This is a genomic window from Streptomyces sp. NPDC051907 (genome assembly GCF_040681075.1).
Classification (GTDB): Bacteria; Actinomycetota; Actinomycetes; order Streptomycetales; family Streptomycetaceae; genus Streptomyces.
On the sequence record NZ_JBFAYB010000123.1, the window covers coordinates 1 to 21,026 of the forward strand.

Consider the following 21,026-nt stretch of genomic DNA (forward strand, 5'->3'; position numbering starts at 1 on the left):
CGCGCTCCCGGCGGACGGCGAGCCGAAGCCGGCCGACGGCGACGCGACGGTCGGGGTCGGGGACGACGCGCCGAGCGTCGGCTCGTGCGCGCCGGGGGGCGGCGGGGGAGCGGCCGTACGAGCCCTTCCGCCCGCGCCCGCCACCCGCAGCCGGCTCTCGGCGTCGGCCGCCGAGATCCGGTCCGCCGGGTCCTTGCGCAGCAGGCCCGCGATCACCGGCGCGAGGTCGCCCGCCCTGCGCGGCGGGGGCAGCTCCTCGTCGACCACGGCCCGCAGGGTGCTCAGCGGGGTGTTCTGCCGGAACGGGGTGTTTCCCTCGACCGCCGCGTACAGCAGCACCCCGAGCGACCACAGGTCCGACTCGGGCCCCGGCGTGCGCCCGAGCGCCCGCTCCGGGGCGAGGAACTCCGGCGAGCCGATCAGCTCGCCCGTCATCGTCAGATGCGAGCTGCCCTCGACCGAGGCGATCCCGAAGTCGGTGAGCACCACGCGGCCGTCGTTGGAGATCAGCACGTTCGCGGGCTTGACGTCGCGGTGCAGCACCCCCGCCTCGTGCGCGGCGCGCAGGGCCGCGAGGATCTCCGCCCCGATGTGCGCGGCGCGCTGCGGCGGGAGAGGCCCCTCCGCGTCGAGCACGTCGGAGAGCGAGAGCCCGCGCACCAGCTCCATGACGATCCAGGGCCGGCCGTCCTCGGTCGCCACGTCGAAGACGGTCACCACATTGCGGTGCGAGACCCGGGCCGCGGCCCAGGCCTCCCGCTCCAGCCGTGCGTACAGCCGCTGGTCGTCGCCGCCGAGCGCGGCTGGCGCCCGGACCTCCTTGACGGCGACCTCGCGTCCCAGCACCTCGTCGCGGGCGCGCCAGACGATGCCCATGCCGCCCTCGCCCAAGGGGCTCAGCAGACGGTAGCGAGCCGCGATCAACCGCCCATTGCCCGGCACTTCGCTCACAGCGAGCCCCCATCGGTAGCAGAGCGACTACCCCAAGTTAGCTCACGCAAGAGCTGTTGCCGCCCCCTTCAACGCCAATCCGCACCCGATGGCGAGGACGATGCACGCGGTGCCGAGGGGCATCGCGCGGTGTGCCGCGGAGAACAGTCTGCCCTTGCGGCGGCTCCGGTCGGCGAGGAAGCGGGCCGCCCGGTCCCCGAACCGCACCGCGGCGAAGCCGGCGGCGCCGAGGGTGAGGGCCAGCCCGGCGCCGTACGCGAGGACCAGCAACAGCCCGAACCAGGCCCGTCCGAGAGCGGCGGCGCCGACGAGCACCACGACGGCGGAGGGGCTGGGGACGAGTCCGCCGGCGAAGCCGAGGAGGAGGGTGGAGCGGAGAGTGAGGGGGCCGTGGTGGTGGTGATGGTGCCCGTGCCCGTGGCTATGCCCGTGGCTGTGCCCGCTCGCGTGGCTGTGCCTATGCCCATGCTCGTGCCCGTGGCTGTGGCCGTCTCCGTGGTCGTGGGTGTGCTCGTGGCCCGCGGGCTCGCCCTCGGCCTTGTCCTGGCCCTTGTCCTTGCCCTCGTGGTCGTGCGAGTGACCGTGCCCATGGCTGTGACCGTGCCCATGACCATGACCATGACCGTGGCTGTGACCGTGCCCATGACCATGACCATGACCATGACCGTGGCTGTGACCATGTCCGTGCCCATGCCCATGGCTGTGCCCGTGCGCCCAGCCTCTGTTCCGCCACGCCCTGCGCACCAGCACCCCGCCCGCGACGGCCACCAGCGCGCCGCTCGCGACGCCCAGCCAGGAGACCACCGACGGGGCGGCCGCCGAGCCCGCCGAGATCAGCACGCCGAGCGCGAAGACCCCCAGCGTGTGCGTGACCGTCACCGAGGCGCCCAGCGAGAGGACGTCGCGCAGCGAGTTCCGCCCGCCCGCCGCCGCGGCCGCCGCCATCACCGTCTTGCCGTGGCCCGGCGCGAGCGCGTGCATCGCGCCGAGGACCACCGAGATCGCCAGGGCCAGAGCCGCGAAGCCCGCGTTCAGCTCGCGCCGGGACACCAGCTCCGTCAGCGCCTGCGTCCAGCGGTCAGCGCCGCGCGGCAGCACGGAGGGCGGCGTCGCCGCCTCCGTCTCAGGAGCCGCCGCCGCACCGCCCGGGGCCGCGGAGAGCTCCGCCGACCTGCTGTCCGGCGGAGAGGAGAGCTGGCCCTCCGGGTAGCGGCTCAGCCGCTGCGACGCCGACGTCTTCGGCACGTTGGACGCGGTGAGCGTCATCCGGTCGCCGCGGGCCGTGATCTCCCGCCACCCCGGCCCCTCGTCGCCGCCCGGCGCGCGGAAGCCGATCGTCTGCTCGCCCTGGGGGAGCGGCGCCGTCAGCCGGCACTCGACGCGGAGCGTCGCCAGACCCGCCTGCCCCGGGCGTACTTCGGCCCGGCCGGCGCCGGGCGTGAGCGGGGCCGGCCGCCGCCCGACGGTGACCTCGCCCTCCCGCGCCGCGTCCAGGCAGCGGGTCTTGGCCCACGCGGACAGCTCGTCGGGGGACAGCTCGCGGTCCCCGTCCCGGTCGATCGTGGAGCGCGCCTGCGCGGCGGGTATCTCCGCCAGGTCCTCGACATGGTCGACGCTCAGCAGACCGGGCGCGACGAGCAGCCCGTCGTAGCGGTTGACCGTGAAGTTGCCCAGGGGATGGGCGGCCGCCGTCCCCGCGGGCAGTACCGCGAGCGCAGCCGCCGCCGTCAGGACCGCCGCTGCGACGGCGGCCGTACGCCTCGCCATCACGCCTCCAACTCCTTCAGCGCGGCACGGGCCGCACGCGAGCCGGTCGGTGAGAAACCGGGGTTGACGTCCAGCGCGGCGGTCAGCGACCGCACGGCGGCGTCGTCGCGGCCCGCGGCGCGCTCGATCATGCCGCGGTGGTAGAGGAACAGGGCGTTGCGGCAGCCGTCCGGCGCGGACGTCTCGAGGTACGAGAGGGCCTCCTTCGAGCGCCCGTTGACGTGCAGCGCCCAGGCCAGCGCGTCCGCCGTGTGCACGGTCTCGCGCTGGTCCCACTCGGCGAGGGCCGCGCGCAGCGCCTGCGCCCGGTCGCCGTGGTCCGCGAGCGCGAGGGCGGTGTCCAGGTCGGTGTCCACGCCGTTCGCCTTGGCCAACTCGGTCCAGACGCCGATCAGTTCGTACTGCGCGCGGGCGTCGTCCTTGCGGCCCTGGGACTCGTACAGCTCGCCCAGCGCCACCAGCTGGCCCGGCAGCGGCAGCCGCTCCACCACGTCCTCCAGCCCGCGCCGGGCGGCCGCCGTGTCCCCGCGCGCGGCCTGGGCCCGAGCGCGGCCCTCCAGGGCCGGCAGATACCGGGGGTCGGCGCGCAGCGCGGCGGCGAAGTGCTCGAGCGCCCGGTCGTGCTTCCCCTGGCTCCACTCCAGCTGCCCGAGCGCCGTGGCCGTGTACGCCGTGTCGCCCGGCGTGGAGGCCGACTCCAGCGCCCGGCCGAGCGCCTCGCGGGCGCCCGCGATGTCCCCGCGCAGCTCCCGTACATACGCGTAGCGGGTGAAGACCGGGATGCCCGGGCGGCGGAGGTCCGCTTCCTCGGCCGCCTTCGACGCGTCCTCGTAGCGCCCCAGTTCGACGAGCGCGTCGATCCTGGAGGCGAGAGCCCGCTCGCCGTACGGGTTGATCTTCAACGCCGCGTCCGCCTCCCGCAGCGCGCCGCGGAAGTCGTGGCGCGCCGCGGCGAGCGCGGCACGCCCCGCGCGTGCCGCGTCGTTGTCCCGGGGCCGCAGCTCCAGCGAACGGGCCAGCGCCTTCTCGGCCTGCGGATACCGGGTCGGGTCGCCGTCGGTCCTGGCCTGCTCGACATAGGCGGCGCCCAGCGTCGCCCAGCCCCGGGAGTCCTCGGGCTGGGCGCGCAGGTGCGCCTGGAGGCCGGCGACGCCGCGGGCGAGGTCGCCGCCCGCGATCCGTTCGAACGGCGCGTCCGCCGCCGGCGCGGCGGCCCGGGTGCTCCCTGCGGCCTGGGGCGACTCGTCCGAGCTGCCGAGCCCTACGGCGGTCGCGGTGAGCACGACGGCCAGGGCCGCGGCGGGGAGGAGGACTCTCCGCACCCGCCCCGCGCCGGGCCGGGGGACGGGCCCCCGGTCCGCCGGCGCGGGGTCGCGGTCGGCTGCCGCGCTCGACCCTGGTTCCGTTCGCGGGGACATGTGTCGGTTCCTTTCGTTCGTCGCTGCGTCAGCGCCCGTGGCGGGGAGGATCAGGCGTACGGGCTGCGTCGACGCATCCGCCACCAGGTGAGGCCGAGGCCGATGAGCAGCACGCCCGCGCCGGCCGCGCCGGCCGAGGCGATCAGGACCGTGCTGTCGCCGCCGCCCGAGCCCGACGCGCCGCCGGTGAGCAGGCTGCGGCCCGTGTCCTGCGCGGTCTTGCCGTCGGTCTTGGCGAGCGGTCCGCGCGAGCCCGCGGTGGGGAGGGCGACATAGGGGAAGCTGCCGGTGAACTTCTCGTCGTTCTCGTCGACCGCGTCGCCCAAGTCGTTCTTCTGGCCGACCAGTTCGCCCTCGACGACCTGGAGCGCGATGTCCAGCACGTCGTCGGTCAGGCGTCGCCCGTTGGGGAATCCCGCGTTGTCGCCGTCGAGCACGCCCAGCCGCTTGGGCTCGTGGGCCGGCGGGATCGACGTGTTGAGCCGCAGGACCTCCGCCGGGCGGACGTGCGGCGGCTTGTTGAGCTTGTCGACGCCGGTCAGGAACACCGAGACGAGGTCGTTGCGCGGCTCGGCCGGGGCCTTGATCTTGTAGATGCCCTCGATGAGCTTCGGCAGCTCGGGCTTGGTGACCGAGTCGAGGAACTGGGCGTCCTCCCAGGGCGCCGAGGCGTTGAACTTGTCCTTGTCCTTGACCGGTATGACGACCTCGTTCACCAGCGGCATGCCGAGCCGGGACACCTGGGCCCAGTGGCCGCTCGCGCCCTTGCGCTGGGTGGTCGACCAGATGCCGACGATCGGCTGGCCCTTGGACTGGCGGATCTGGTCGGTCGGCACCTGAAGGGCGATGGAGTTGACGTTGTAGCCCTTGAGCGTGTCGTTGCCGACCTCGGAGAGGTCCGCGCCGTACAGCAGGTCGAAGACGCGCAGGTCGAGGAAGAAGGGGTCGTCGGCCTGGCCGGCGAAGACGGTGGACCCGCTGGGGAGCTTGCGCACCGCCTGGTCGCGCAGCGTCTGGTACTCCGGCATGGACGCTTTGCCCACGTTCGATGGGGCTACGGGGAGATCGTCCGCCAGCTTGGTGGTGGACGTCACATGCTGGTTCTTCAGCCGCAGCAGATCGATGTCGTAGGACTGCGTGACGTTGAGGTCCGGGTCGTCCAGCGAGGTGACCGGACCCGTGTTGAACAGGAAAGTGTCCCCGTTCTTGATGTGGTCCTCGAAGGTCCAGCGGTAGATCAGGTCGCCCTGCGCGTCGCCGTCGCTGTCGATGTGGACGTCGTACTGGGCGTCGTCGGCGAACTTGAAGAAGTTCGGCCCGCCCGCCGGCTCCTGGAACGGAATCCAGTTGGCCACGATCGTGGTGGTGTCCGGCCGGTCGGGGCTGACGAACGCGTACACGTCCGTGTTGTCGTACTGGGGCTGCCCGGAGATCAGCGGGGCTTCGCGGTGGCTGGAGGCGCGGGCGGTACCCGGCTCAAGTCCGCTCACGCCGGAGGCGAGCAGCCCTCCGGCGGCCAGCGCCGTGCAGGTCACAGCGGTGATCCTGCGCAGCCCCCACCTCTTGCTGGTGGTTGACGTCATCGAGTCCGTCCTTCACGAGTGCTGGTGGTGCTCCGATGCCAGCTCTTCGTCGCCGACGGCCCGGCGGATTGGTCGGAATCGAAAAGATCTTCAGAACGGTCCCTGACGTTCCGTCAGTTGACACTCTGCTGACGCGCTGTCCAACTCGCCCTGGAACCAGGCGGATTCGGAGCGTTATCGTCAACCTTCGTACAGGTGTGGTGAATCCTGCGACCGGGATACACGAGTGCCCGAACGGGGCGATAGGGTTAACCTGCCCGGGCCGGGTGCCTCGTACGGGTGGGGAGTGACATGGAACAGATAACAGTGCGCAGCAGGCCGCGAGTGCCTGCGATCACGTGTGGGAGCGGCGCGACGAGTTCGCGCCTCGACCGTCATCTCGCGGTGCTCGGCGGTCCCGCCGTGCCGCTGCGCGAGTCGGCCGAGGCCACCTCGCTGATGCTCGAGCTCACCTCGCGTGATGCCGCGCACACCCGCAGGAGCAAGAGCGCGCGTGTCTCGCTCTTCGCGCCCCTGCGGCGGCTTCGCCGGTCGTTGTTCGGCAACCGCGGCTGAGCTCAGACCCTTTCGGATCTGCGGCGCCGCTGAGGCCAGGAGCGGCGCCCGGCCGTACTCCCGCCCGGCCTCGGCGCCGCCCGCTCCCGTCCCCGGGGGCCTCGGCGCACCGTCCCCGCACCCTGAACCCCGGCCCACCCGGCACAGCTCCCGGACCTCCGCGCCCGGGCTGCCGCTCCGCACGGCGCGACCAGGTACGACTCCCCGCTGCGTGACCTGACCCGAGCGCCCGATTCCCGAGCGCCCGCCCTGAGCCGGACCTGAGCGCCCGGTCCGACCGCCTCGAGCGCTCGGCCGGGCGACCGCGCACGGCAGCACACCTCACCGCATGACACCTCACGGCATCGCATCTCGCCGCACGCGGTCCCTTCCGCGCACGCCGCTCAGGCGACCACGCCGGCACGGCGCAGCGACGCCGTCTCCTCGCCCGTCAGGCCCAGCTCCGCGAGCAGCGCGTCCGTGTGCTCGCCCAGAGCGGGAACGGCGCCCATCGGGGCCTCCGTACCGCCCGGCAGGTTGATCGGCGGCAGCAGCGCCCGCAGCGGACCCACGGGCGAGTCCGTCTCCCGCCACCGGTCCCGGGCCGCGAGCTGCGCGTGCTCGGCCACGTCCGCCACGGTGTTGAGCCGGGCGCACGCGATGCCCGCCGCCTCCAGCCGGCTGATCGCCTCCGCACGGCTCAGCCGCGCCAGCGCGTCCCCGACCGCCGCGTCGGTCTTCGCGCGGTTCGCCGTGCGGGCGGCGTTGGTGGCGAAGGCCGGATCCTCGCCGAGCTCGGGCCGGCCGAGCACCTGCTCGGCCAGCCGCCGCCACTCCCGGTCGTTCTGCACCGACAGCAGCACCTGCCCGCCGTCCGCCGTCGGATAGGCGTCGTACGGGGCGATGACGGCGTGCGCGACCCCGGTGCGCGCCGGCGCCTCGCCCCCATGCATCCCATGGTGCAGCGGGTGGCCCATCCACTCGGTCAGCGACTCCAGCATCGAGATCTCCACCGGGCCGCCCAGGCCCGTCGTCGCCCGCCGCAGCAGCGCCGCCAGCACGCCAGAGAACGCGTACATGGCCGCCGCGATGTCCGCCGCGGGGATGCCCGCCTTGACCGGGTGCTCCGCGGTCCCGGTCACCGACACCAGGCCCGCCTCGGACTGGACGAGCATGTCGTACGCGCGCTTGTGGGCGTACGGACCCTCCGGGCCGTACCCGGAGACGTCCACGGCCACCAGCCGCGGATACGCGGCGCACAGGGTCGCCGCGTCCAGGCCGAGCCGGGCGGCGGCGCCCTGTGCGAGGTTCTGCACGAATACGTCGGCGCCCGCCACGAGCCGGCGGACGATCTCGAGGCCCTGGGGGTCCTTGAGATCGACGGCGATGGACTCCTTGCCGCGGTTGCACCACACGAAGTGCGAGGCGAGACCGTGCGCCGCGGTGTCGTAGCCCCGGGCGAAGTCGCCGCCGTCCAGGCGCTCGACCTTGATGACGCGCGCGCCGAGGTCGGCGAGCTGGCGGGTGGCGAACGGCGCGGAGACGGCCTGTTCGACGGCGACGACGGTGATCCCGGCGAGCGGGAGGGGCTGGCTCATGACAGCTGTGCCTATCGTGTACGCGCCGCCTTTGTCACCCCCGGCCGGCGAAGCGGCGCACGGCGGGCGGGACGAACAGGGCGAGCAGCAGCAGCGACCAGCACAGCGCGCCCGCGACCGGATGGGCCACCGGCCAGGCCGCGTCGGCGGGCGGCCGCGCGTTGCCGAACAGGTCCCGCACGGCCGTGGTCACCGCGGAGATCGGGTTCCACTCGGCGACGGTGCGCAGCCATCCGGGCAGTCCGTCCGTCGGCAGATAGGCGTTCGACAGCAGCGGCAGCATGAAGGCGGCGCTGCCCAGCTGGCCCGCGGCCTCCTCGCTGCGCGAGGCCAGGCCCAGGAGGATGCCGATCCAGGTGGTCGCGAACCGGAAGAGCAGCAGCAGCCCGAACGCCCCGGCCGCCTCGAGCACGCCGCCCTCGATCCGCCAGCCCATGGCGAGGCCGACGAGCAGCAGCGGGACCGTGCCCGCAGCGGTGGTCACCAGATCGGCCGCGGCCTGCCCGAAGGGGACGGCCGCCCGGCTGATCGGCAGCGTGCGCAAGCGGTCCGTGACGCCCCGGTGGGAGTCCTGGGCGGCGGTGAGCATCCCGGTCATGATGCCGCCGGCGGCGGTCGCCGTCAGCATCCCGGGCACCAGGAAGGCGCGGTACTCCTCGGCGGGCATGGCCATCGCGCTGCCGAAGACGTAGCCGAAGAAGAGCAGGAAGACGATCGGCATGGTCTGGGTCATGACCGTGATGGCGGGGGCGTGCCGGACGCGCTGGAGATGACGGGTGAGGACGGCGGCGCCGTCGTACAGGACGGCGCTCACGCGGCGGCCTCCTTGCGGTCGGTGAGGCGGAGGAAGACTTCGTCGAGGGTGGGCCTGCGCAGGGCGACGTCGACGACGAGGACGCCGGCCGCGTCCAGTTCGCGGACGATGCGGGGGAGGGCGAGGGACTGGTCGGCGGCGACCGCGCCGACGGTGAGCCGCTCCTCGTCGAGCACGGGCGGCGAGCCGGTCAGCTGGTCGAGCACGGCGGCGGCCTGCCGCAGCCCCGAGGCGTGGCCGACGACGACTTCGGCGTAGCTGCCGATCTTGGCCTTGAGCTCGGCGGGCGTGCCGCGGTGGGCGGCGCGGCCCTCGTCGATCAGCACGACCTCGTCGGCGAGCTGATCGGCCTCCTCCAGGTACTGCGTGGTCAGCAGCACGGTCGTGCCCTGGGACGCCAACCCCCGTACGGAGTCCCAGATCCCGTTGCGGCTGTGGGGGTCGAGCCCGGTCGTCGGCTCGTCGAGGAAGAGGACCCGCGGCGGGACGAGCAGGCTCGCCGCGAGATCGAGCCGGCGGCGCATGCCGCCCGAGTACGTCCGGGCGGGCCGGCCGGCCGCCGCGGTGAGGCCGAACTGCTCCAGGAGCTCCTCGGCCCGGGCGCGCGGGGCGCGCAGCAGCTTCGCGAAGAGCCGCAGGTTCTCGGCGCCGGTGAGATCCCCGTCGACCGAGGCGTACTGCCCGGTGACCGCGATCCGCCTCCGCACCCCTGCCGGGTCGCGTATCACGTCGTGGCCCGCGACGAAGGCGCTGCCCGCGTCCGGGGCGACCAGCGTGGCGAGGATACGGACGGCGGTCGTCTTGCCCGCGCCGTTGGGACCGAGGACGCCGCAGACCGTGCCCTCGGGCACGGCGAGGTCCAGTCCGCGCAGGGCGTGCACATCGGCGAACCGCTTCTCCAGGCCCTCACTAAGTACACCGTACGTAGTAGTCATGGCGCGACTGTACCCCACTACGTACGGTGTACGTAACTACGATGGTGGGGAGGTGATGATCAATGGCGGGCCGAGCGGCCGAACCGGAAGTGATCTGGGCGCGCCCCGAGCGGGCGGGCCGCGGCCCGAAACCGGCGTTCAGCAGGGCCGACATCGTGGCCGCCGCGGTGCGCATCGCCGACGCCGACGGGATCGACGCGCTCTCCATGCGCCGGATCGCGGCCGACGTCGGCTGCGGCACGATGTCGCTCTACAACTACGTCCCGCGCAAGGAGGACCTGTACGAGCTGATGGTCGACGCCGTCAGCGGCGAGTACGACCTCCCCGAGCCTCCCAGCGGCGACTGGCGCGCGGACATGCTCCATGTGGCCCGCCAGGCCCGGGACATCCTGCACCGCCACCCCTGGGTCATCCGGCTGATGACGACCGGCTACGCCTTCGGCCCCAACGCGCTGCGCTTCCTCGAAGGGTGTCTGGCCTGCCTGGAGGGCCTCGACCTGCCCGGCGGCGTCAAGATGGAGCTGATCGCGACGGTGAACGGCACCGTGATGACGATCGTCGCCAACGAGCTCGCCCTCGCCGAGCGCGCCCGCGGGCTCCCCTGGTCCGAGGAGCAGGAGCAGGCCGTGCGCGGGGCCTATCTGGCGCAGCGGCTCGCGGGCGGCGCCTATCCCAGACTGGCCGCGGTGTTCGGCGCGGCCGGGGCCCGGCCCCTCGACCCCGAAGAGATCTTCGACCAGACGCTGGGGCGGGTGCTCGACTCCTTTCAGAACAGCGCGAGCTGACCGTCAGACCAGTGCGAGCTGACCCTCAGACCAGCGCGAACTGACCGTCCGGGCCCTCTTCGCGGTGGTCGAGCACGGAGGCGGGCCGCCGGGCCGCCGCGGGCGGCGGCAGCACGCCGGGCAGCTCGTCGATCTCCTCGCCCGTCTTCAACTCCCGCCGCCGCGACTCCAGTTCGCCCAGGAGCGCGAGCACGGTGATCAGCTCCAGCAGCTCCGAGGTCCACTCCTGCGGCCACGCCGGGGGCCGGATCGCCTCCAGCGTGCCCGGCTCGCCGGGCGCCGTGCGCCGCTCGAACCAGAGCTCCAGCACGCGTACGCCGCCGGCGTGGAAGTCCCAGGCCGCCGCAGGCACCGGGGATATCCGGCCCTCGCCGAGGCTGAGGACCTCCTCCTCGGGGTCGTATCCGATCGCCTGGGGCCGGGCGGGCACGGCCGCCCGCACATAGGGCCGCCGGCCTCCGGGCAGCCGGGGCCGCGCTCCGCCGCGGGCGCCGCGCAGCTGGACCTCCATCAGACGACGGCCCAGCTCCACGCCCGCGGCCCACACCCCGGGGTCGGCGGGCAGCGGGACCGCGCACCCGGAAGGGGCGCCCTCGGCGGCGGCGACGATCCACGCGAGCACCTCGTCGGCCGCGACCTCGCGGCCGTACCGGGCGCCGAGCGCGGCCGGCAGGCCGGGGGCGATGTTGGGCTCGACGCCGCCGGGCCGGCGGTAGAAGGGGCGGATCCGCGCCGGCCTGCCGGCGGGCAGTACGGCCGAGGCCACCACCGCGGACCCGGGCCCCTGCTCCACCACGAACACCTGGCGCTCGTCCGCGACCCGCCACAGCTCGGGCCGGGCGACGTCGATCAGCCGGTGGTCCGGAATCAGCCACTCCTGGTCGAAGGCCCCGTGCAGCACCCGCACCGGCTCAGGACACCGCCCGGCCTCCCGCGCCAGCCGGCCGGTGCCGCCGGACTGCCCCGGCAGCTGGCCCACGGCGCTGTGCGGCGTCCGCGCCCGGGTGCATCCGAACAGCGCGTCGCGCACCTCGCCCTCGGCTCTGGCCAGCGCGTCCCACCGCGCCCTGAGCGCCCCGGGGTCCGGACCCATCACCCAGGCGCGCCCCAGCCGCAGCGGGGCCGTCCCCCAGGGCATGAGCTCGTCCAGCATCGGCATGCCGCGATGCTATCGGCGGACGCCGGCCCCGTCCCGGCCGCCCATCAGCCGTGCGCAGGGCTCGCGCAGGGCGCGCACAGGAGCGGTGCGGGGCGTGCACAGGGCTCCTGCGAGGAGCGTCGCCGGCCCCGCCGGGGTCACTCCGCGTCGAGGGTGACGGAGAAGGAGAACCGGTCCCCCCGGTAGCGGATCCTCGCCACGTCCACGACGCGGCCCGCGTCGTCGTACGTGACGCCCGTGTAGTGCAGGATCGGGCTCAGCAGCGGCACCCGCAGCAGCTCGGCCGTCTGCGGGTCCGCCAGCCGCGCCTCGACCGTGTCCGTGATCCGGCTGATCCGCACGCCGACCCCGTCCCGCAGCACCTTCGTCATCGGCCAGCGCTCCAGGTCGCCGAGGTCGAGGCGCTCGGCCACGTCCGGGCGGACGGCGTTCTCCGCCCAGTTGGTCGGCTCGCCCGTGTCCCCGTCGCTGCGCAGCCGCTTGTACGTCACGACCTCGGCGACGTCCGGGAAGTACTCCGCCAGCTCGGCGGGCACCGGCTCCGGTCCGTGCGCCAGGATCGCCGTCCGCTCGCCCGACTGCTGGGCCACGATCGCGTCGATCGAGCCCAGCAGCCGTCTCGGCGCGCCCCGTCGCGCGCCCGGCTCGATGAAGGTGCCGCGCCGCCGGTGCCGGCTGATCAGGCCCTCCTCCTCCAGCTCCTTGAGCGCCTGCCGCATGGTCAGCACGCTGACGCCGTAGTGCTGGGCGAGCTGCTCCTCGGTGGGCAGCCGCAGGGACGCCTCGGGCGCCCGGCCCAGTATGGAGGCGCGCAGCGACTGCGAGACCTGGTACCAGAGCGGCAGCTTGCGGTTCAGGACCAGGGAGTCGGGGGCGAAGGCGGTCACGGGGGACTCCCTACGACGAGCGGCGAACAACGACGGGGACAGAGGCTACGGCCGGAAGTGGCGCTGGAGACCCTCCCACACGTTGTCGTATCCCTTCTGAAGGGTCTCGGAAGTCGCCGCCTGCTCGGTCGCGGTCACAGGCCACCGCGTCTCGAACATGAACGCAAGCCCGTCGTCGATCTTCTGCGGCTTCAGCTCCGCGGCGCTGGCCTTGTCGAAGGTCTCCCGGTCGGGTCCGTGCGCGGACATCATGTTGTGCAGCGAGCCGCCGCCGGGGACGAATCCCCCCTTGCCGGCGGTCTTGGCGTCGTACGCGCCCTCGATCAGGCCCATGTACTCGCTCATCACATTGCGGTGGAAGTACGGCGGCCGGAAGGTGTCCTCGCCGACCAGCCAGCGCGGTGCGAAGACGACGAAGTCGACGCCGGCGAGACCGGGGGTGTCGGTCGGCGAGGTGAGCACGGTGAAGATCGACGGGTCGGGGTGGTCGTACGAGATGGTGCCGATCACGTTGAAGCGGTGCAGGTCGTAGACGTACGGGACGTGGTTGCCGTGCCAGGCGACGACGTCGAGCGGCGAGTGGTCGTACGTCGCGGCCCAGAGGTTGCCGCAGAACTTGTTGACCACCTCGACCGGGCGGTCCTCGTCCTCGTAGGCGGCGACCGGGGCGAGGAAGTCCCGGGCGTTGGCGAGGCCGTTCGCGCCGATCGGGCCGAGGTCGGGCAGCTGGAAGGGCTGTCCGTAGTTCTCGCAGACGTACCCGCGGGCGCTGTCGTCCAGGAGCTCGACGCGGAAGCGCACGCCGCGCGGGATCAGCGCGACCTCGCCGGGACGGGCGGCGAGCAGGCCGAGCTCGGTGCGCAGCAGCAGGCCGCCGCGCTCGGGGACGATCAGCAGCTCGCCGTCCGCGTCGCTGAACACCCGGTCGGTCATGGCGGCGTTGGCGTGGTACAGGTGCACGGCCATGCCGGTGCGCTGGGCCGCGTCGCCGTTGCCGCCCAGGGTCCACAGACCGGCCAGCCAGTCGGTGCCGGGCGCGGGCTCGGGCAGCGGGTTCCAGCGCAGCCGGTTGGGGTCGGGCACGGTCTCGGCGAAGGGCGCCGTGCGCACCGAGCCGTTGTCGATCCGGGCGAACGGCGGATGGGCGGCCGACGGGCGGATGCGGTACAGCCACGACCTGTGGTTGTGGCTCCGCGGCTCGGTGAAGGCGCTGCCGCTCAGCTGCTCGGCGTAGAGCCCCAGCGGCGCCCGCTGGGGGGAGTTGCGCCCGTGCGGCAGCGCGCCCGGCACGGCCTCCGAGCTGTGTTCGTTGCCGAAGCCGGGGGAGTACGCCAGTCCCTCGGCCGTCTTCCGCGCCTGCTCGATGCCGCTCATCGTCCGCTCCCGGTGCTCAAGGAATCCTATGCTTAACCGTAGGATTGCAGGAGCGCCCCGTCAACGGGGGCGGGACGGCATGATGGACCGCGTGTCCCATGGCCCACTCCGCCGTACGCCCGTGCAGCAGCGCAGCGCCGAGCGGCTCGCCCGGATCCTGGACGCCTGCGCGGAGCTCCTCGACGAGACCGGCTACGAAGAGCTCTCCACCCGCGCCGTGGCCGCCCGGGCCGGGGTCCCGATCGGCTCCGTCTACCGCTTCTTCGGCAACAAGCGCGCGCTGGCCGACGCCCTCGCCCACCGCAATCTGGACGGCTACGCCCAGCGGGTCGGCGGCCGGCTCGCGGCGATGGCGGCGGGCGACTGGCGCGGGATGCTGGACGCGGTGCTCGAGGAGTACCTGGAGATGAAGCGGACCGTGCCCGGCTTCGCGCTGATCGACTTCGGCTCGCAGATCCCCGTCGGCGCCCCCGCGACGGCGGGCAACCACCAGGTCGCGGACCGCCTCGCCGAGCTGCTCGCCGCGCATCTGGGGCGCGAGGCGGACGCGGAGCTGCGCCGCGCCGTGCTGGTCTCGGTGGAGGCGGCCGACGCGCTGCTGCAACTGGCCTTCCGCGAGGCGCCGTCGGGCGACGCGGAGATCGTCGCCGAGACGAGGGTTCTTCTGCGGGCATATCTGGCGCGCGTGCTGGACTGACGCCGAGCGGGTCCGGAGATTGAGGTCACGGACCCTCCCGCACGTGCATACCGGTCGGTATGCTCAAGGGCGTCAGCGCGCCACCGCCGCCGTCGCCCCGGGAGGGCAGCCCATGACCCGCACCGAAGCCACCCGCACCGCCCTGCGCGTCTGCCCCTTGTGCGAAGCCACCTGCGGACTGACCCTCACCATCGAGGGAACCCGCGTCACCGGCGCGCGCGGCGACCGCGACGACGTCTTCAGCAAGGGCTTCGTCTGCCCCAAGGGCGCGTCCTTCGGCGAGCTGGACGCCGACCCCGACCGGCTGCGCGCCCCCCTCGTCCGCAGGAACGGCGAGCTGGCGGAGGCGAGTTGGGAGGAGGCCTTCGACCTGATCGCCGCTCGGATACGGCCGCTGGTCGAGGAGCTCGGGCCGAACGCCGTCGGCGTCGTGCTCGGCAACCCCAACGTCCACACCATGGCCGGCGCGCTCTACCCGCCCGTACTGCTCTCCCTGCTGCGCACCCGCAGCCTCTTCACCGCCAGCACCCTCGACCAGATGCCCAAGCACGTCTCCAGCGGGCTGCTCTTCGGCGACCCCGTCGCCATCCCGGTGCCGGACCTCGACCGCACCGACCATCTGCTGCTCCTCGGCGCGAACCCCCTCGACTCCAACGGCAGTCTCTGCACCGCCGCCGACTTCCCCGGCAAGCTCAAGGCGCTCCGCAGGCGCGGCGGAACCCTCACCGTCGTCGACCCCCGCCGCACCCGCACCGCCCAGCTCGCCGACCGGCACGTCCCGATCCGCCCCGGCACGGACGCCCTGCTGCTCGCCGCGCTCGCCCAGGTCCTCTTCGAGGAGAAGCTCACCGACCTCGGACCGCTCGACGAGCACGTCGAGCAGCTCGCCGACCTCGAGGACGCCCTGCGGGAGTTCACCCCCGAGGCGGTCGCCGCCGCCTGCGACGTGGCGGCGGCGGAGATCCGCCGGATCGCCCGCGAGCTGGCGGCCGCGCCCACCGCCGCCGTGTACGGACGCGTCGGCAGCAGCACCGTCGAGTACGGCACCCTCGCCAACTGGCTCGTCGACGTCCTCAACGTGCTCACCGGCAACCTCGACCGCCCCGGCGGCGCGCTCTTCCCGCTCTCCGCCACCGACCGGGCGCCCCGCCCCGCCGCCCCCGGCAAGGGCTTCGCGCTCGGCCGCTGGGCCAGCAGGGTCAGCGGCCACCCCGAGGCCAAGAGCGAACTGCCCATGGCCGCGCTCGCCGAGGAGATCGACACCCCCGGGGACGGCCGGATCGTCGCGCTGATCTCCATCGCCGCCAACCCGGTCCTCTCCGCGCCCGACGGAGACCGCCTCGACCGGGCGCTCGCCGGGCTCGACTTCATGGTCAGCGTCGACCCGTACCTCAACGAGACCTCGCGCCACGCGGACGTGGTCCTGCCCCCGCCCCCGCCCTCGCAGAGCTCCCACTTCGACTTCGCCTTCAACGCCTTCGCCGTGCGCAACCAGGCCCGCTTCTCCCCGGCCGCCGTCCCCCTCGAAGAGGGGCGCATGGACGAGAGCGAGATCCACGCCCGCCTCGTCCTCGCCGTCGGCGGCATGCACGGCGCGGACCCCTCCGCCGTCGACGACCTGGTCATCGAGCGCGCCCTCGCCAAGGCGGTCGCCGATCCCTGCTCCCCGGTGCACGGCCAGGACGTCGAGGAGCTGACCGCACAGCTCACCGGCCGCACCGGACCCGAGCGGCGCCTCGACATGATGCTGCGCCTCGGTCCGTACGACCTCGTGCTGGACGATCTGCGCGCCGAGCCGCACGGCGTCGACCTCGGACCGCTCAAGTCCCGCCTCGGGCAGGTCCTCAAGACCCGCAGCGGGCGCATCGAGCTGCTGCCCGCGCCCATCGCCGCCGACCTGCCGAGGCTGCGGCGCGCGCTCGACGAGCGGCCGGGCGCCCTCGTCCTGGTCGGCCGCCGCCATCTGCGCTCCAACAACAGCTGGATGCACAACGTCCCCCAGCTCAACAGCGGCACCAACCGCTGCACCCTCCAGGTCCACCCCGACGACGCGGCGCGGCTCGGACTCCAGGACGGCGAGCCGGCCCGGATCGCGGCCGAGGGAGGGGAGGTCGAGGCGCCCGTGGAGATCACCGACGCGGTGCGGACCGGAGTGGTGAGCCTGCCCCACGGCTGGGGGCACGACCGGCCCGGCACCCGGATGTCGGTGGCGGCCGCCCGCCCCGGGGTCAACGTCAACCAGCTGCTCGACGGGCGGCGGCTCGACCCGCTGTCCGGCACCGCTGTGCTCAACGGCTTCCCCGTCGAGGTGACGCCAACTCGATGACCTGGGGTTTTGCTCGTATTGCTCACGCGTCAACGTCTTGTTAAGCCGCTGAGACGCGACCTAGCGTCGTCCGAACCGCCGCTCCGGTGGGAGTTCAAGGGTGAACGTTAGGTGTTCCATATGCTGACAATCCTCGGCTTCGCCATGATCGCGACCTTTCTGGTCCTGATCATGATGAAGAAGATGTCGCCGATCGCGGCGCTGGTCCTCATCCCCGCACTCTTCTGCGTGCTCGTCGGGAAGGGCGCGCATCTCGGGGACTACGTCCTCGAAGGCGTCGGCAACCTCGCCCCCACGGCGGCGATGCTGATGTTCGCCATCGTGTACTTCGGCGTGATGATCGACGTCGGACTCTTCGACCCGATCGTCCGGGGCATCCTGCGCTTCTGCAAGGCGGACCCGCTGCGGATCGTTGTCGGCACGGCGGTGCTCGCCGCGATCGTCTCGCTCGACGGGGACGGCTCCACCACCTTCATGATCACCGTCTCGGCGATGTACCCGCTCTACAAGCGCCTCAAGATGAGCCTGGTCGTGCTGACGGGCGTCGCCGCCACGGCGAACGGCGTGATGAACACCCTGCCGTGGGGCGGCCCCACCGCGCGCGCCGCGACCGCGCTGAAGCTGGACGCCGGCGACATCTTCGTGCCGATGATCCCGGCTCTTGCGGTGGGCCTGCTCTTCGTGTTCGTCCTCGCCTATGTGCTGGGCCGGCGCGAGCGCAGGCGGCTCGGCGTGCTCACGCTCGACGAGGTGCTGGAGGGCGAGCCGGAGACCGAGACCCAGTCCGGGACCGAGATCAAGTCCGAGTCCGAGACCGAGACCGTTTCCGAGGCGGTGCTGGTCAAGGCGGGCGGCGGCGCCGGCGGCAAGGCGTCCACCACAGGCCCCGCCCCCGCCGGCGGCCCGCGCGACGGCAAGGCGTCCGGCGACTCTGTCGTTTCTCAGGGCGACGACGACGACTTCCAGGGCCTCGACCCGAACCGCCCCACCCTGCGCCCCAGGCTCTACTGGTTCAACGCCGGGCTCACCGTCGCCCTGCTCACCGCGATGATCATGGAGCTGCTCCCCATCCCGGTGCTCTTCCTGCTCGGCGCGGCCCTCGCCCTCACGGTCAACTACCCCAAGATGGCCGACCAGAAGGCCCGTATCGGCGCCCACGCCGAGAACGTCCTCAACGTCACCGGCATGGTCTTCGCCGCCGCCGTCTTCACCGGCGTCCTCACCGGCACCGGCATGGTCAAGCACATGGCCGACTGGCTGGTGGGCGCCATCCCCGAGGGCATGGGCCCGCACATGGCCATCGTCACCGGCGTGCTGAGCCTGCCGCTCACCTACTTCATGTCGAACGACGGCTTCTACTTCGGCGTCCTGCCCGTCCTCGCCGAAGCCGGCGCGGCGCACGGCGTCTCCCCGCTGGAGATCGCCCGCGCCTCCCTCGTCGGTCAGGCGCTGCACATGTCGAGCCCGCTGGTGCCCGCGGTGTACGTGCTGGTCGGCATGGCGAAGGTGGAGTTCGGCGACCACACCAGGTTCACCGTCAAATGGGCCGCGCTCACCTCGCTGGTGGTGCTCGGCGCCGGAATACTCTTCGGAATCATCTGATGCGACCCTCCGGCAGGGGCTGGCTGCTGCGCCTCGTCATCGCCTTCGCCTTCGCGCAGGGAGCGGTGTCGATGGCGCGGCCCGCCGTCTCCTACCGGGCGCTCTCGCTGGGGGCGGACGAGCGCGCGATCGGCGTGATCGCGGGCGTGTACGCGCTCCTTCCGCTCTTCGCCGCCGTACCGCTGGGGCGCAGGACGGACCACGGGCGGTGCGCGCCCCTGCTGCCCGTCGGCGTCGTCCTCGTCTCCGGCGGCTGCGCCCTCAGCGGCACGGCCCACTCGCTGCTCGCCATGGCGGCCTGGAGCGGAGTGATGGGCCTCGGCCATCTCTGCTTCGTCATCGGCGGCCAGTCCCTGGTGGCCCGCCAGTCCCCGCCCGCCGAACAGGACCGCAACTTCGGCTACTTCACCATCGGGGCCTCGCTCGGGCAGCTCGTCGGCCCGGTGGCGGCCGGCGCGGTGATCGGCGCCGACATGGCACGCACCAGCGCGCTCGCCCTCCTGGCGTCGGCGGCCGTCGGGGCGCTCTCGCTCGCCTCCCTCTGGCGCATCGAGCACCGGGCGCCGGCCGCGCCCCGCGCAGCGCACGCCAAGGTCCCCGTCCACCGCATCCTGCGCACCCGGGGCGTGCCCGCCGGGATCTTCATCAGCCTCGCGGTGCTGTCCGCGACCGACGTCCTCACCGCGTACCTCCCGGTGATCGGCGAACACCGGGGCATCGCCCCCTCCGCAGTCGGCCTGCTGCTGAGCCTGCGCGCCGCCGCGACGATCGCCTGCCGGCTGGTGATGACCCCGATGATCCGGGCCGTGGGCCGTACGGTCCTGCTCGCCGTGAGCTGTCTGCTCGGCGGACTGCTGTGCGCGGGCGCCGCGCTGCCCGTGCCGGTCTGGGCGCTCGCCCTGATGCTCGCGGCGCTCGGCTTCTGTCTGGGCGTCGGGCAGCCGCTGTCGATGACGACGGTCGTCCGGGCCGCCCCGGCCGAGGCCCGTTCCACGGCGCTCGCCCTGCGGCTGACCGGCAACCGCCTCGGCCAGGTCGCCGCGCCCGCCTCCGCGGGTCTGCTCGCCGGGGCGGCCGGCGCCGCCGCACCGTTCGTGATGCTCGGCGTGCTGCTGGCCGCGGCGTCCGGGCTCGCCGCACGACAGGGTCGCCCGCACACCGAGCCGGAGGGCCGCCCCCACGGCGCCGGGGAGGCCTGTCCCCGAGAAGGGGAGGCGAACGAGAAGGAGGCCGGAGCCCGCCGAGCGGACAGGGCCGGAACCCGCCGAGCGGACAAGGGAGTTCGCTAGCCGGACGAGGTCTCCGGCCGCTTTGGGCCAGGGGCCGGCGCCGCCCTCGTGCGCCGCACGTCTCCCTTCCAAAACAGCGGCCCCAACCTTCGCGCGAGTCATTCCCCGACCGGGAGTAGTCGGCTAGTTTCAGCCGTCTCAGCCGCTCCTCCCATCTCCAGGCGGACCACTCCAGGACGGAGCCCAGGGCGGAGTCCAGGGCTCGACCCCGGGCTCGATCCCAGGCTCGATCCCGGGCGGAATCACTCCAGGGCGGAACCACATGACTCGTGCCATCTCCCTGCTCAACGTCAGCAAGAGATACGGACGCGCTGCCCGCGCCGTCGACCGCTTCTCGCTGGACATCTCGCCCGGGGAGTTCGTCGTGCTCCTCGGCCCCTCCGGCTGCGGCAAGTCGACCGTGCTGCGCATGATCGCCGGCCTGGAGGACATCACCGAGGGCGACCTGCTGCTCGACGGCGAGCACGCCAACTACATCCCGCCGCGCGACCGCGACATGGCGATGGTGTTCCAGAACTTCGCGCTGTACCCCAGCATGACCAACCGGGAGAACATCGGCTTCCCGCTGCGGCTGGAGAACCCCCGCGCGGACCACGGCCCGCGGATCGAGGCCACCGCCAGGATGCTCGGCATCGAGGACGTCCTCGACCGCTACCCCGCCCAGCTCTCCGGCGGCGAGCGCCAGCGCGTCGCGATGGGCCGCGCCATCTCCCGCAAGCCCTCCGTCTTCCTGATGGACGAGCCCCTGTCCAACCTCGACGCCAAGCTCCGCAGCCATCTGCGGGCCGAGATAGCCCAGCTCACCGCGGAGTTGGGGGTCACCACCGTCTACGTCACCCACGACCAGGCCGAGGCGATGTCGCTGGGCCACCGGGTCGCGGTCATGCGCGGCGGCGTACTCCAGCAGGTGAGCACGCCCCGCGACACCTACGCCCTGCCCGAGAACGTCTTCGTCGCCGCGTTCATCGGCACGCCCCGTATCAATCTGCTCCAGGCCGTCGTGCACGCGCCGCTGGACGGCCGGATGTCGATCGACCTCGGCAGGCAGCGGCTGCCGCTGCCCGAACCCCTCAGCCCCGACCACCAGTTGCTCCGCATCCAGCAGGGGCGCCAGATCATCGTCGGGCTGCGCTCGGAGGCGGCGCGGATCGCCCCGCCGAGCCAGGCCAGGCCCGGCGAAGTCGCGCTGACCGGGCTCGTGGACCACATGGAGTACCAGGGGCACGAGGCGCTGGTGCACCTGAGCATCGGGTCGCGGCCCGCGGTGGTCGCGGATCTGGAGTCGCCCCGGCCGCAGCAGCCCGTGC

At 73.3% G+C, this 21,026-nt stretch carries 17 protein-coding genes; 7 read left to right on the forward strand and 10 right to left on the reverse strand.

Going from position 1 to position 21,026, the window contains the following annotated elements:
• The 4 genes from AB0M39_RS37080 to AB0M39_RS37095 all read right to left on the reverse strand — a co-directional run.
• A partial coding sequence (locus AB0M39_RS37080) for a serine/threonine-protein kinase (RefSeq protein WP_365372054.1) occupies positions 1-951 on the reverse strand: 951 nt, incomplete at its 3' end.
• 42 nt (positions 952-993) lie between these two features.
• Positions 994-2,718: a nickel transporter gene (locus tag AB0M39_RS37085; protein WP_365372057.1), complete on the reverse strand. Its 1,725-nt coding sequence runs from the start codon at positions 2,716-2,718 to the stop codon at positions 994-996.
• Positions 2,718-4,136: a tetratricopeptide repeat protein gene (locus AB0M39_RS37090; protein WP_365372061.1), complete on the reverse strand. Its 1,419-nt coding sequence runs from the start codon at positions 4,134-4,136 to the stop codon at positions 2,718-2,720. Before AB0M39_RS37090 ends, AB0M39_RS37085 begins: the two co-directional genes overlap by 1 nt.
• Before the next feature lie 50 nt (positions 4,137-4,186).
• Positions 4,187-5,719, reverse strand: coding sequence for a DUF4331 domain-containing protein (locus AB0M39_RS37095; RefSeq protein ID WP_365372064.1), 1,533 nt, complete (start codon positions 5,717-5,719; stop codon positions 4,187-4,189).
• 291 nt (positions 5,720-6,010) lie between these two features.
• Between AB0M39_RS37095 and AB0M39_RS37100 the strand changes: the two genes are divergently transcribed.
• Positions 6,011-6,274: a hypothetical protein gene (locus AB0M39_RS37100; RefSeq protein WP_365372067.1), complete on the forward strand. Its 264-nt coding sequence runs from the start codon at positions 6,011-6,013 to the stop codon at positions 6,272-6,274.
• A gap of 383 nt (positions 6,275-6,657) precedes the next feature.
• Here AB0M39_RS37100 and AB0M39_RS37105 read toward each other — a convergent pair whose 3' ends face one another.
• Genes AB0M39_RS37105 through AB0M39_RS37115 form a run of 3 tightly spaced genes read right to left on the reverse strand, consistent with a single transcriptional unit; the run spans position 6,658 to position 9,600 of the window.
• A complete protein-coding gene (locus AB0M39_RS37105) occupies positions 6,658-7,851 on the reverse strand; it encodes a CaiB/BaiF CoA-transferase family protein (RefSeq protein WP_365372070.1) in 1,194 nt (397 codons plus the stop codon).
• A 34-nt stretch (positions 7,852-7,885) separates the two neighbouring features.
• Positions 7,886-8,665, reverse strand: coding sequence for an ABC transporter permease (locus AB0M39_RS37110; protein ID WP_365372073.1), 780 nt, complete (start codon positions 8,663-8,665; stop codon positions 7,886-7,888).
• Positions 8,662-9,600, reverse strand: coding sequence for an ATP-binding cassette domain-containing protein (locus tag AB0M39_RS37115; protein ID WP_365372076.1), 939 nt, complete (start codon positions 9,598-9,600; stop codon positions 8,662-8,664). The genes AB0M39_RS37110 and AB0M39_RS37115 overlap by 4 nt, the downstream gene beginning before the upstream one ends.
• 62 nt (positions 9,601-9,662) lie before the next feature.
• Here AB0M39_RS37115 and AB0M39_RS37120 point away from each other — a divergent pair, with 62 nt between their 5' ends.
• Positions 9,663-10,385: a TetR/AcrR family transcriptional regulator gene (locus tag AB0M39_RS37120; RefSeq protein ID WP_365372079.1), complete on the forward strand. Its 723-nt coding sequence runs from the start codon at positions 9,663-9,665 to the stop codon at positions 10,383-10,385.
• Between the two features lie 25 nt (positions 10,386-10,410).
• Here the strand turns inward: AB0M39_RS37120 and AB0M39_RS37125 are convergent, their stop codons facing one another.
• From AB0M39_RS37125 to hmgA, 3 genes are all read right to left on the reverse strand, one after another.
• Complete coding sequence (locus tag AB0M39_RS37125) at positions 10,411-11,544, reverse strand: type ISP restriction/modification enzyme (protein ID WP_365372082.1); 1,134 nt, start codon at positions 11,542-11,544, stop codon at positions 10,411-10,413.
• 137 nt (positions 11,545-11,681) lie between these two features.
• Complete coding sequence (locus AB0M39_RS37130; protein ID WP_365372085.1) at positions 11,682-12,431, reverse strand: GntR family transcriptional regulator; 750 nt, start codon at positions 12,429-12,431, stop codon at positions 11,682-11,684.
• Between the two features lie 45 nt (positions 12,432-12,476).
• Complete coding sequence (gene hmgA, locus AB0M39_RS37135) at positions 12,477-13,805, reverse strand: homogentisate 1,2-dioxygenase (RefSeq protein WP_365372089.1); 1,329 nt, start codon at positions 13,803-13,805, stop codon at positions 12,477-12,479.
• 82 nt (positions 13,806-13,887) lie between these two features.
• Between hmgA and AB0M39_RS37140 the strand changes: the two genes are divergently transcribed.
• The 5 genes from AB0M39_RS37140 to AB0M39_RS37160 all read left to right on the forward strand — a co-directional run.
• Positions 13,888-14,502 carry a TetR/AcrR family transcriptional regulator gene (locus AB0M39_RS37140; protein ID WP_365372104.1) on the forward strand — a complete coding sequence of 205 codons (615 nt, stop codon included), beginning with the start codon at positions 13,888-13,890 and terminating at the stop codon, positions 14,500-14,502.
• Between the two features lie 112 nt (positions 14,503-14,614).
• Complete coding sequence (locus AB0M39_RS37145; RefSeq protein ID WP_365372092.1) at positions 14,615-16,828, forward strand: molybdopterin oxidoreductase family protein; 2,214 nt, start codon at positions 14,615-14,617, stop codon at positions 16,826-16,828.
• Between the two features lie 120 nt (positions 16,829-16,948).
• Complete coding sequence (locus tag AB0M39_RS37150; RefSeq protein WP_365372095.1) at positions 16,949-18,430, forward strand: citrate:proton symporter; 1,482 nt, start codon at positions 16,949-16,951, stop codon at positions 18,428-18,430.
• Positions 18,430-19,719 (forward strand): MFS transporter, encoded by a 1,290-nt coding sequence (locus tag AB0M39_RS37155; RefSeq protein ID WP_365372098.1) that lies wholly within the window; start codon positions 18,430-18,432, stop codon positions 19,717-19,719. Before AB0M39_RS37150 ends, AB0M39_RS37155 begins: the two co-directional genes overlap by 1 nt.
• A gap of 262 nt (positions 19,720-19,981) precedes the next feature.
• Positions 19,982-21,026: ABC transporter ATP-binding protein (locus tag AB0M39_RS37160; protein ID WP_365372101.1), on the forward strand; the 1,045-nt coding region annotated here is incomplete at its 3' end.

Bases quoted from the DNA above. Each gene is read 5' to 3' on its own strand.
- AB0M39_RS37090 (WP_365372061.1), bottom strand. From the start codon at position 4,136: ATGTCCCCGCGAACGGAACCAGGGTCGAGCGCGGCAGCCGACCGCGAC.
- AB0M39_RS37105 (WP_365372070.1), bottom strand. From the start codon at position 7,851: ATGAGCCAGCCCCTCCCGCTCGCCGGGATCACCGTCGTCGCCGTCGAA.
- AB0M39_RS37095 (WP_365372064.1), bottom strand. From the start codon at position 5,719: ATGACGTCAACCACCAGCAAGAGGTGGGGGCTGCGCAGGATCACCGCT.
- AB0M39_RS37140 (WP_365372104.1), top strand. From the start codon at position 13,888: ATGGACCGCGTGTCCCATGGCCCACTCCGCCGTACGCCCGTGCAGCAG.
- AB0M39_RS37120 (WP_365372079.1), top strand. From the start codon at position 9,663: ATGGCGGGCCGAGCGGCCGAACCGGAAGTGATCTGGGCGCGCCCCGAG.
- hmgA (WP_365372089.1), bottom strand. From the start codon at position 13,805: ATGAGCGGCATCGAGCAGGCGCGGAAGACGGCCGAGGGACTGGCGTAC.
- AB0M39_RS37150 (WP_365372095.1), top strand. From the start codon at position 16,949: ATGCTGACAATCCTCGGCTTCGCCATGATCGCGACCTTTCTGGTCCTG.
- AB0M39_RS37115 (WP_365372076.1), bottom strand. From the start codon at position 9,600: ATGACTACTACGTACGGTGTACTTAGTGAGGGCCTGGAGAAGCGGTTC.
- AB0M39_RS37100 (WP_365372067.1), top strand. From the start codon at position 6,011: ATGGAACAGATAACAGTGCGCAGCAGGCCGCGAGTGCCTGCGATCACG.
- AB0M39_RS37085 (WP_365372057.1), bottom strand. From the start codon at position 2,718: ATGGCGAGGCGTACGGCCGCCGTCGCAGCGGCGGTCCTGACGGCGGCG.
- AB0M39_RS37145 (WP_365372092.1), top strand. From the start codon at position 14,615: ATGACCCGCACCGAAGCCACCCGCACCGCCCTGCGCGTCTGCCCCTTG.
- AB0M39_RS37125 (WP_365372082.1), bottom strand. From the start codon at position 11,544: ATGCCGATGCTGGACGAGCTCATGCCCTGGGGGACGGCCCCGCTGCGG.
- AB0M39_RS37155 (WP_365372098.1), top strand. From the start codon at position 18,430: ATGCGACCCTCCGGCAGGGGCTGGCTGCTGCGCCTCGTCATCGCCTTC.